Below are 11,046 nucleotides of genomic sequence, written 5' to 3' on the forward strand. Positions count from 1 at the left end.
GGCGCTGCCGCCGTTTGAGCAAGGACTACGAGGGCCTGCCGGAGAGTAGCGAAGCATGGATCCATCTTGCGATGTCGGGTCTCATGCTCCGTCGGCTTCGGCCAAGTTGACATTTCTCAACACCCTCTGAGGCCCAGGCGCACTCTGCCTGCCCGCAGCACATCCTTCGCGGGCCGAAGGATCTACTCTGAGCCACGTACAAGCCCGGGCGCGGCAGCGGTCACCGGTGCAGAGGCCGCGACGTCGGGGCGTCTCGAACGGGGCCGGCGCATGCCGCGGCTGCCCTCTCCCCCGGCCCCTCTCCCGCAAGCGGGAGAGGGGCGAATTCGATTGCGCTCCGGCAGGTGGAGTGCGGGGCCGGACGATGTTGGTGCGCTCCGACGGGCTACCGGTGCATGCCGCGGCAGCCCCCTCTCCCCGGCCCTCTCCCCCGCTTCGCAGGGGAAAGGGAGAATTCGATTGCGCTCCGGCAGGTATGGCCTGCGTGAGATGCGAAACGCGAAAGCCCCGAACGCGCTCGATTGCACGGTTCGGGGCTTCCGTTGCATGCACTCCACGCCGGCGGGAGGCACCGGAATCTGAAGTGTACCCTCTCCCACGCTGTTCGTGGGAGAGGGGGGCGAGCCTTAGCGAGCCGGGTGAGGCCCATCAGTATCCGCGAACGGCCTTGAGCGCGTTGACCAGGCCGTACCCCTGCTCGGAGTGGCGGCTGGGGTAGAAGGCGCCGCTCTGCTGGAGGCGCGCGCGCACCTGGTCGCGCGTCAGCGTGGGGGTGCGCGACCAGACCAGCGCCGCGATGGACCCCACCACCGCGGTGGCGTTGGAGCTGCCGCCCATCCCCACGACGTCGCCCGTGTACTGGCCGGTGCTGGGCACGTCCAGGTAGGCCGTGATCTCCACGTCCGCGCCGCGGTGGATGCCGCAGGGCACGCCGCCGCCGGGGTAGGTGATCCCCGTAACCGCCATCACCTCGGGCATGTCGGCGGGGAAGACCACGTTGCTGTCCAGGATCCCGTCGCCGCACCCGGAAGTGCCCGCCGCGCCCAGGAACAGGATGGGGCGGTTGTAGTGCCAGTACTCGATCTCGTCGGACACCTGCCACCACCAGTTCAGGCTCTCCCACGCCATCACGATCACGCGCGAGCCGTTGGAGGCGGCGATGCGCACGGCCTCGGCCGCGTCGGCGCTGCTGACGGCCGCCACGCCGCTGGCCTGGCGAACGCTGATCAGGTTGGCCTTGTAGGCGATGCCGCCCACGCTGCGCCCGTCCCACGGCGCGGCGATGATGCCGGCCATGCGCGTGCCGTGGCCGCAACCGTCATAGACGCTGGACTGCGAGGCCACCTTCATGAACCTGATGGTGCGCCCGGTGCTGGAGCCCGAGGCGAAGGTGCTGGTGAACTGCCCCTGCCCCGACGAGAGGCCCGTGTCGATCAGGCCGATGGTCATCCCCGCCCCGGCGCTCAGGCTCCAGGCGGAGGGAATGTTCATCCCGGTGAATTTCTGCGAGTAGATGTCGCTCGTGGACGTGTACTGCCGGTCGCCCGTCCACGAGCTGCCGTACCCGCAGCCGCCCGTCCCCGCGAAGGCGTGCAGGTCACCCGCCACCAGCACCGGCTCCACGTAGTCCACCATCGGCAGCTTGCGGATGGCGGCCAGCGCGCTGGCGTCGCTCACCCGTACCTGTACGCGCGGAAGGAGGTCGTCCGCCTGGATCAGCTGCACGCCGCGCTGCGCCAGCACGGCGGCACTGCCCTGCGTCCACGTGCCGCGGTCAACCAACACCTTGCCCTGCCACACGCCACGCGCGCCGCCGGGGGCCTTGAGCCCCACCATCACGCGCCCGCCGCCCTCCTGCACCGCCGTCCACAGCTGCGCGTCGCTCAGCTCGATGAACGTGCCGCCGCGCTGCTCCTGGCGCGTGGGTACCGGCTGGCCGGAGCGGGCCAGGTCCGGCTGCACGTCGGGCGCAACGGGCTGATCGGCATCGGAGCAGGCCGCCAGGGCGGCGAGGGCGGCGGCGAGCGCCGCGGGGGTGAAGCGGTTGAGCATGGGGCGTCCTCACGGGATAGGTGAAAACGGCAAACACGCCCGTGAAGCCGGGCGGTTCGGTACAGCGGCATGTCTATGGGTGTGGAACCTCAGATTATAGCTCAACAAAGCATGGCGCGCAAGGAATGTGACATCGCGTGCAAAACCGAAGATGCGAGCGCGGTTGGCCATCCGCCGGCGCAGGCCGGTTCAGAACCAGGGGCGGAATTGCCCGCCGCGCCTTGCGGCGCGGCTCGGCACGGTCGCAGGTTCCGGGGACCGGCGGGCGGCAGACCGTGCACCCAGGCGGCCGCCCCTCCCCGAACGAATGCGCCCATGAACCGCCTCCTGAGGTCCCCCGCCCGACGCGTGCTCGCGCTCCTCGTGCTGAGCGGGTGCGCCGCTCCCGCCCCGCCCGCGCCGGCGCCCGCATCCGCCACGCAGGCCGGTGGCGAGCTGGCGCGGTGGCAGGCGCGCGCGCAGGCCGTCACCATCACGCGCGACGACTGGGGGATCGCCCACGTGCGCGGGCGCACCGACGCCGACGCGGTGTTCGGGATGATGTACGCCCAGGCGGAGGACGACTTCAACCGGGTGGAGCGCAACTTCCTGGTGTCGCTGGGGCGGCTGGCAGAGGCGGAAGGCGAGTCCGCGGTGTGGCAGGACGTGCGGCAGCGTCTCTTCATCGACCACGACACGCTGCGGGCCCAGTACGCCGCGAGCCCGGCGTGGCTGCGGTCGCTGATGGACGCCTGGGCGGACGGGCTCAACTTCTACCTGCACACGCACCCCCAGGTGACGCCGCGCGCCATCCGCCGGTTCGAGCCGTGGATGGCGCTGTCGTTCAGCGAGGGGAGCATCGGGGCCGACATCGAGCGGGTGTCGCTGCGCGACCTGGCCGCCTTCTACGGCACCCGGCAGGTGGCTGCCCGGCAGCCCGTGCCGGACACCGGGGCCTTCAAGGAGCAGGGCGGCTCCAACGGCATCGCCATCGCCCCGGGGAACACGGCGAACGGGCGCGCGCTCCTCCTCATCAACCCGCACACCTCGTTCTTCTTCCGCGCGGAGCTGCACGCCACCAGCGACGAGGGGCTGAACGCGTACGGGGCCGCCACCTGGGGGCAGTTCTTCATCTACCAGGGCTTCAACGACCGGCTGGGGTGGATGCACACCACCAGCGGGGTGGACGCCGTCGACGAGTTCCTGGAGACGGTGGCGGAGCGCGGTGGCCGCCACGTCTACCGCTACGGCGCCGAGGAGCGGCCGGTGACGACGGACACCGTCACCGTGTCCGTCCGCGGCGCGGACGGGGCGTTGGGGCGGCGGAGCATCACCGTGTTCCGAACGCACCACGGGCCGGTGGTGCGCGAGCAGGACGGCCGCTGGGTAGCGGTGGCGATGATGAACACCCCGGTGGAGGCGCTCAGCCAGAGCTACCTGCGCACCAGGGCCCGCACGCTGGCGGAGTTCCGCCGCGCGCTGGAGCTGCGCGCCAACTCGTCGAACGCCACCGTGTACGCGGACGCGGACGGGAACATCGCCTACTTCCACCCGCAGTTCATCCCGCGCCGCGACGACCGCTTCGACTACACGCGGCCGGTGGACGGAAGCGACCCCGCCACCGACTGGCGCGGACTGCACGCCCTGGACGAGTCGCCCGGAATGGTGAACCCCGCCACGGGGTGGATCCAGAACACCAACAACACGCCGTACTCCGCCGCCGGGGAGAGCTCCCCCCGCCCCGAGCGCTTCGCCCGCTACATGGACACCTACGGCGAGAACGCGCGCGGCCTGCACGCCCTGCAGCTGCTGCGCGGGCGGCGGGGGTGGACGCTGCAGGGGCTGATCGACGCGGCGTACGACCCGCACATGCCCGGTTTCGACCTGGTGCTGCCGCCGCTCCTGCGTGCGTACGACGCCCTGCCCGCGGGGGACCCGCGCCGGGCGCGGCTCGCCGAGCCGGTGGCCGCGCTGCGCGGGTGGGACCGCCGCTGGGACGCGGCCTCCGTCCCCACTTCGCTCGCCATCTTCTACGGCACAAGGCTGTGGGGGGAGCACGGCGGCCGGGCGCCCGGCGTGGCGGAGCGCGGCCCCACGGCGACGACGCTGCACTGGGCCGCGGCGGCCCTGACCCCGGAGCAGCACCTGGAGGCACTGGTGTTCGCGGTGGAGCGGCTGGAGCGGGAGTTCGGCAGCTGGCGAACGCCGTGGGGAGAGATCAACCGCTTTCAGCGGATCACGGGGGACGTGGTGCACCCCTTCAGCGACGCGGGCCCCAGCATCCCGGTGGGGTTCACCCACGGGCACTGGGGCTCGCTCGCCTCCTTTGCCGCGGCACCGCGCAACGGCAGCCGGCGGTGGTACGGCACCAGCGGCAACAGCTTCGTCGCCGCGGTGGAGTTCGGGCGCGACTCGGTGCGGGCGCGGGCCGTCACGGCCGGCGGCGAGAGCGGCGATCCCGGCTCGCGGCACTTCAACGACCAGGCGGAGCGCTACGCGGCCGGCCGCCTGCGCGACGTGTACTTCTACCCCGGGCAGCTGCGCGGGCACACGGAGCGCGTGTACCGCCCGGGGCAGTGACCTCGCCGGGGCGCGCGACAGTCGCCGCCGCACGCCATCCGAAGTTTACCCCCTCTCCCACGCTGTTTGTGGGAGAGGGTGGACGAGCATAAGCGAGGACGGGTGAGGGCCCCACGGCAGCCGAGGCCTCGGCATCCCCGACCGCTGCCGCGCCCGGGCTGGGAAGCATCCGCGGCAAGATCCTTCGGCGCGCAGGACCGGCGTACGCGCTGGTGCCGTGCGCCTGCGCCTCTGGATGACAACGGGCGCGCCGCCGTGTTTCGTCGTTCTCCCCTCTCCGCACGTAGTTTGTGCGGGGAGGGGCCGGGGGAGGGGCCTACTGCGCGCTGAGCCGTTCCGCCTCGGCGCGCATGCTGGGGAGCGCCTGCTGATGGTCGCGGTACTCGGGAAGGTCGCGCGACACCTCGCCGCCGTACGCATCCAGGAACCGCTTGTAGAACGTGCGCGACGCCGCGGCGTTCCCGCCCATCGCCTCCGCGCGCCCGGCCGCGAACAAGCCGAACAGGTGCTTGGGGTCCGCCGCCAGGATGGCGTCGGCCTGCGCCCTGACCGCCGCCGCGTCGCCCTGCACGCGGTACAGCTCCGACAGGTGGTAGCGCACGTCGTTGTCCTGCGGCACCTGCCCGTACGCCTGCACCGCCATCGGCGCGAACTGGCGGGCCTGCGTCGTGTCGCCGCTGGCCTCGGCGCTCAGCACCCGGTTGAACAGCCGGTCCGCGGCCTCACGCGGTGTCATGCTCGAAAGGTCCACCGACGAGGGATCGCCCGCGGGGGCGCCGCTCTGCGCGAACGGGCCGGCCGGCGTCGCGGCGGTGGGCTGGGCGGCGGGCTCGTCGCCGCCAGGGCGGAACACCAGCACGAGCGCCAGCGCGGCCACGGACGCGCCCGCCAGCGCCCAGGGAACCATTGCCTTGCGCGACCGGGCGGCGGTGGGCGTGGCGACGGCGACGCCGCAGTCGTTGCAGAAGCGGGCGCCCAGCGGCAGCGGGTTCTGGCATTCGCGGCAGGTGGCGTTCAGCGCCACTCCGCAATCGGGGCAAAAACGTCCTGCGGACGCGGTGCCGCAGGACGGGCAGGTTGTGCTCATGGGCTCCACACGGGCCGGAAACGACGGAACGAACCAACGGGACGGAATCCCGTAAATCTACGGCGCGCACCTACCCCACTCAACCCTGGCGCACGCCACGGCCCATGCTACGCGCCGGGCACGCGTTCTGCCCGATTGCGATGCGCACCTGTCCAGGCCGGTTCCCCGACTCACCAGGCCCGCGCGGCAAAGGACTTCCGATGAAGAGTGGAGCCAATCCCGCGCTGTCGATCGTCGGGCAGGGACAGAGTGCAACCGTTCCGCCCATCCGCACCTTCTCGGTCGAACCCGATCCGTCCACCGACGCGCGCATCCGGCTCATCAGCCAGCTGGCCGCCGACCGCCTGCGCGACCTGCGCGACGACGGCGTGAGCACGGCCTACATCGCGCAGATGTACGGCGTGGACCCGTCGACCATCCAGGAGATGATGTCCACCATCACGGGGATCCGCTGACCGGGAAGTGCGTTAGTGCGTTAGTGCGGGAGTGAAACGGCGCGCACCATCGCCTGAACGTCCGGAGAGCCGGGTCCCATCGCTGGCCCGGCTCCTTGTTTTCGCACTTTCGCACTTCCGCACTCACGCACTCACGCACTTCCCCCACCCAACAGCACCTTCCCGAAGTTCTTGCGATCCTGGATCCACGCGTGCGCATCCGCCGCCTGCTCCAGGGGAAACACGCGATCCACGACGGGATCGAAGGTGCCGTCCTGCACCCGCTCCATGATCTCGGACTGCATGCGCTTCAGCAGGTCCACGCGCTTCCACAGGTGCCCCAGGTTCACCCCGTGGACGCCGCGGTTCCTGTTCATCATGGGGATGGGGCTGAAGCGCGGCATGTTCCACAGCCCGCGCACCGCGGCGGGGATGCTGCGGCGCTTGCCGGGGGCAAAGCTCGACACGCCGAAGACGTACAGCCGCCCAAGGTGCGCGAGCGATCGATAGCTCTTGGCGAACGACTCGCCCCCCACGGCGTCCAGCGCGATGTCGACGCCGTTGCCGCCGGTGATGCGCTTTACCTCTGCCTCGAAGTCCTGCGTGCGGTAGTCGATGCAGTGCGCCACACCCATCTCCCGCAGCCGCTCGTGCTTGCCCGCGCTCGCCGTGCCGATCACCTCCGCGCCGCGCCAGCGGCAGATCTGCACGGCGGCCTGCCCGACGCCACCCGCCACCGCCTGCACCAGCACGCGGTCGCCCTCGCGCACGCAGCCCAGGTGCACCAGCATGATCCACGCGGTGAGGTAGTTCACGGGGATGGCCGCGGCCTTCTGGAACGAGAGCGTGTCGGGAAGCGGCGACACCTGCGTCGGCGACACGCACACCACGTCCGCGTACCCGCCGAACCGGGTGAGCGCGCCCACGCGGTCGCCTTCGCGAAAGCCCTGGACGTCCTTACCGACGCGGTCGATCACCCCCGCCACCTCGTAGCCGACCACGGTGGGAAGGGGCGGCGCGTCGGGGTACAATCCCATGCGCGCCAGCACGTCGGCGAAGTTCACGCCCGACGCCTCCACGCGAATGCGCACCTCGCCGGCGGCCGGCTCCGGGTCCGGCGCCTCGCGCACCTGCAGCACCTCCGGCCCGCCGCGCCGGGTGATCCACACCTGTTTCACGTCCGCCTCCCTGTCCCGTCCGGTCGATGAACCCGCATCAGCGCAGCGCGCGATACTCCCGCGCGAAGTGCACCAGCGGCGCGGCCTCGGCACCAATCTCCACGCGCTCCACCTGCCCGATGACGATCTGGTGGTCACCGCCGGGATACGTCTCCCACAGGCGGCAGACCAGCGACGCCAGCGCGCCCTCCAGCACGGCGTCGCCGGACTCCGGGAGACGCGACGGGTCCGGCGGCACCCGCAGCGCCACGTCTGAGGCCAGCCGCCGGTCGCCCTCCGCCAGCAGGTTGAGGACGAAGCGGCGCTGCTCGTGGATCGTCGGCAGGATGGCGGCGTGGTTCCCGATGCAGACCAGCACCAGCGGAGGATCCACCGAAAGCGACGTCACGGCGCTGGCGGTGATCGCCTCGACGTCGTCGCCGTCCGAAGCCGCCAGGATGGCGACGCCACTGGCCCACAGCGACATCGCCTCGCGAAAGTCCTCGGTCCGTACGCCGTCGGCGAGCTCGTCGTCGCCGGCGTGCGTGCGGATGCTGGCCTGGATGGGTCGGCGGCTCATCGCGATCTCCTGGTCTCTGTCTGATGCAATCCGCTGCAAGATGCACGTCGGCCCGGCTCCGCGCACGGGGAGCGGGGCCGACAGCGGGGTTTCACGGGGACGCGCGGCGAGAATCCCCGCGCGTCCCCGTGAGGTCACAAGTTCGGCAGGTGGGTTGCCGGGGCGACGCCGGGCGACGGCATCATGGGCGCGACGGGCTGGGGCGGGGCCGGGATGCCGGGCACGGCAGCGACCGCCGAGCCGCGCAGGATGGCTTCCAGCTTCTGCGCATACCCCGCGATGCGCTCCGCCTGGTCCAGCCCGTTGATGATCTTGCGGGCCTGGACGTAGTCGCAGGCGCCGTCGTGGATGTAGTCCCCCAGCTTTTTGCCCGTGAACGAGCCCTTCCGCATCCCCAGCGACATGATTTCGTACGCCACCTCGGCGTCCAGCGCCAGCTGCGGCTCGTACAGCAGCCGGTTCTTCAGCGCGGCGCCCATCCCGCGGTAGTTGTAGTCCCAGGTCAGCTGCACGTAGCCGCGGCCGTAGTACACGTTGCTGTACTCCTTGCCGGCCGCGTCGGTACCGGTGACGGGCTGGCCGTACTTGCGGCCCTTGCCCTTGCCGTATTCCTCGATGGGCCGCCAGGTGCCGGCGCACTCGTGCTTTACGGTGGCGAACATGTACGCCAGCCAGCGGATGTCGGTGATGTCGCCGTCTCGCTCGGCGGCGGCGAGCAGCGCATTCAGGCCGTCCTTCTGGCTCTGCTTCAGCGCGCCGAACGCGTTGGTGTACGCGTCGAAGAACTTCGTGCGGTCGAATCTCATGGGAGCACTCCAGGGAAGGATGGATCGGAGAGGCTGCCGGCGGGGGGACGAAAAGCCAGCATCGAAAGGTAATCACGAGGCGCCGTTCCCGCCACGGAGCGGCACCGGGGATCCTTCCCCGGCGAACTCCTTGCACCCGCCTGCCTTCGCACGCATTCCCGCTTACGCACTGACGCACCCACGCACTTCCCCAAGCATGTCCAACAACCCCCTGCGCGACCTGATCTTCGGCCCCGACCGCGCCGCGCTGGCCAGCGCCAGCACGCCGCGGCGCTCCTTCGCCGACGTGGTGCTGCCCCCCTCCACACGGCGGGCGCTGGACAACGCCCTGGTGCAGATCCAGAAGCACGACCTGATCTTCGGCGAGTGGGGGTTGGGGGAGAGGCACGAAAGCGGGCTGGGGCTGGCCTTCAACTTCGCCGGCCCGCCCGGCACGGGAAAGACGATCTGCGCCGAGGCCATCGCCCACGCCCTGGGCAAGCGGCTGCTGGTGGTTCGCTACAACGAGCTGGAAAGCCAGTGGGCGGGCGCAACGGCCAAGAACGTGGCCGCCGTGTTCGCCAGCGCCCAGGAGGAAAATGCCGTCCTCTTCTTCGACGAAGCCGACGCCATCGCCGGGCGCCGCTTCACGTCGATGGACCAGGGCTACCAGCGCGAGGCCAACGCCGTGGTGAACGTGCTGCTGCGCGAGCTGGAGGAGTTTTCCGGCGTGGTGATCTTCGCCACCAACCTGGCCGCCAACTTCGACCCCGCGTTCGAGCGGCGCATCCGCACCCACATCCTCTTCGAGCAGCCCGGGCCGGAGGAGCGCGAAAAGATCTGGAAGGTGCAGATCCACGCCCGCAAGACGCCCCTGGCCGCCGACGTGGACTTCTCTGCCCTCGCCCAGCGCTATCCGGTGACGGGGGGCGACATCAAGAACGCCGTCCTCAAGGCGGCGCAGATGGCCATCGCCGAGCCGGGGCCCGACGCGGAAAAGCGGATCGCGCAGCGCCACTTCGAGGGCGCCGTTGACGACGTGCTGGCATCCAAGCGGGTGATGGACCAGTCGCTGTTCGGCGAGTCGGCGCTGGCGGGCATGGCCGGGCTGGCGGGGAGCGGCGGGATGGACGATGAGGTCTCGGCGCTGTCGACGCGGCTGGTGGAGGTGGAGGACACCGTCACTCCGCTGTCCGAAACGCTGCGGCGGATGGAAAAGGCGCAGGCCCGCTCCCGCGAAGACGCCGAGCGGCTCCGCGAGGATGTGCAGCGCATCGCAGAGACGGCCGGCGCGGCTGCGCGCGCGGGGACGAAGGCGGCCGAGCGGCAGGCGAGAACCGCCCTCGTCGTGTCCGTCGCGTCGGCCGTGGGATCGGCCCTCGCGCTTCTCGCGGCACTGCTCTGAAGGCGCGCCTCGTGCTTTTCTGAATCAATTTCCGCCACAGGCGTTACAGCCCTGTAACGCCTGTGGCGCATTGCGCGCGGTCCGAATGGGCGCGCCACGCCTGGACTTCTGCCGTGAACAAGAGTTTATCGCGCCGCGTCTACTTTGTATAAGTTGCGGGATCGGGCTTTCAGGTTCTTGCCGGGACCAAAAACCGGCACTAATCTGTAGAGTGTAATCCAAGACGAAGCAAACAAAGTGCACGAGGCACAAGGCCCTCCCGCCCGGGGAGGGTCCTATGACCGAGCGTGTCGCCGATCCGTCGATCGACCGGATCCGTGAGCACGTGCGCGGCCAGGTTGCGCGCACGTCGCTGCGCAAGGTTGCCAAACGTGCGGGCGTGAAGGTAGGCGCCACCAAGAAGTTCATCGACGGCTCCGTTCCGTACGAACGCAACCTGCGCCTGTGGAAGAAGTACTACGCGCGGGAGCTGCGGGCGGGCGTGGCCGGGCAGCCGGACGACGCGCTTCCGGGGCGCGACGCCAGGGCCGTGCTGGAGCTTCTGCTCTGGGGCTTTCCTGAAGACGAGCGGGCCGGGGCCACGCGTGAGGCCGTGGACCTGTTCCGCGACTTCTACCAGTCGCACCGCCACACGCCGCCGCGATGGGTGCTGGTGCTGCGGGGCGAAGCCGCCGACGCGCCCGACCCCGACGCTGAGCCCGAGGGTGATATAGACGACGACGAGGGCGACGAAGAGTAGCACGTCCGGTCGATGACGAAGGGGCTCCCGTGCGCAGGGCATGGGAGCCCTTTTTTCGTTTGCGGAGGATCGGAGCGTTTCGACCGGGTCCGGCGCACGCCTCGGCCGCCCTCTCCCCCCGGCCCCCTCTCCCGCAAGCGGGCTACCCATTACCCACATCTCTGATAGGGGTGTCAGGGCCGAAATACAAGGCGCAGTCTGCAAAAATGCCGTGGGAGCGTAGGTTTGAGGCCGCGTCAAACCCGTCG

At 70.5% G+C, this 11,046-nt stretch carries 9 protein-coding genes and 1 pseudogene; 5 read left to right on the forward strand and 5 right to left on the reverse strand.

Annotation, left to right across the window (positions count from 1 at the left end; translation table 11 throughout):
- A pseudogene (locus tag VF632_RS05540) lies at positions 1–110 on the forward strand (IS5/IS1182 family transposase); the annotation flags it as partial.
- A 538-nt stretch (positions 111–648) separates the two neighbouring features.
- On the opposite strand, the gene VF632_RS05545 reads toward VF632_RS05540, so the two are convergent.
- Positions 649–2,052, reverse strand: coding sequence for a S8/S53 family peptidase (locus tag VF632_RS05545; RefSeq protein ID WP_331021864.1), 1,404 nt, complete (start codon positions 2,050–2,052; stop codon positions 649–651).
- Positions 2,053–2,367: 315 nt separating this feature from the next.
- Here VF632_RS05545 and VF632_RS05550 point away from each other — a divergent pair, with 315 nt between their 5' ends.
- Positions 2,368–4,611: a penicillin acylase family protein gene (locus VF632_RS05550; protein WP_331021865.1), complete on the forward strand. Its 2,244-nt coding sequence runs from the start codon at positions 2,368–2,370 to the stop codon at positions 4,609–4,611.
- A 316-nt stretch (positions 4,612–4,927) separates the two neighbouring features.
- Here the strand turns inward: VF632_RS05550 and VF632_RS05555 are convergent, their stop codons facing one another.
- On the reverse strand, positions 4,928–5,698 hold the full coding sequence (locus tag VF632_RS05555; protein WP_331021866.1) for a zinc ribbon domain-containing protein: 771 nt from the start codon (positions 5,696–5,698) through the stop codon (positions 4,928–4,930).
- Between the two features lie 200 nt (positions 5,699–5,898).
- Between VF632_RS05555 and VF632_RS05560 the strand changes: the two genes are divergently transcribed.
- On the forward strand, positions 5,899–6,153 hold the full coding sequence (locus tag VF632_RS05560) for a hypothetical protein (RefSeq protein WP_331021867.1): 255 nt from the start codon (positions 5,899–5,901) through the stop codon (positions 6,151–6,153).
- A gap of 131 nt (positions 6,154–6,284) precedes the next feature.
- Here VF632_RS05560 and VF632_RS05565 read toward each other — a convergent pair whose 3' ends face one another.
- From VF632_RS05565 to VF632_RS05575, 3 genes are all read right to left on the reverse strand, one after another.
- A complete protein-coding gene (locus VF632_RS05565) occupies positions 6,285–7,310 on the reverse strand; it encodes a medium chain dehydrogenase/reductase family protein (protein ID WP_331021868.1) in 1,026 nt (341 codons plus the stop codon).
- 37 nt (positions 7,311–7,347) lie between these two features.
- Positions 7,348–7,869 (reverse strand): flavin reductase family protein, encoded by a 522-nt coding sequence (locus VF632_RS05570; RefSeq protein ID WP_331021869.1) that lies wholly within the window; start codon positions 7,867–7,869, stop codon positions 7,348–7,350.
- A 134-nt stretch (positions 7,870–8,003) separates the two neighbouring features.
- A complete protein-coding gene (locus VF632_RS05575) occupies positions 8,004–8,675 on the reverse strand; it encodes a glycoside hydrolase family 19 protein (RefSeq protein WP_331021870.1) in 672 nt (223 codons plus the stop codon).
- A 196-nt stretch (positions 8,676–8,871) separates the two neighbouring features.
- On the opposite strand from VF632_RS05575, the gene VF632_RS05580 reads away from it, so the two are divergent.
- Both VF632_RS05580 and VF632_RS05585 read left to right on the forward strand, forming a co-directional pair.
- Entirely contained in the window at positions 8,872–10,059 is a 1,188-nt protein-coding gene (locus VF632_RS05580; RefSeq protein WP_331021871.1) for an ATP-binding protein, read from the forward strand.
- Between the two features lie 277 nt (positions 10,060–10,336).
- On the forward strand, positions 10,337–10,798 hold the full coding sequence (locus VF632_RS05585; protein ID WP_331021872.1) for a hypothetical protein: 462 nt from the start codon (positions 10,337–10,339) through the stop codon (positions 10,796–10,798).
- The last annotated feature ends 248 nt before the right edge of the window (positions 10,799–11,046 follow it).

This window comes from Longimicrobium sp. (assembly GCF_036388275.1).
Classification (GTDB): Bacteria; Gemmatimonadota; Gemmatimonadetes; order Longimicrobiales; family Longimicrobiaceae; genus Longimicrobium.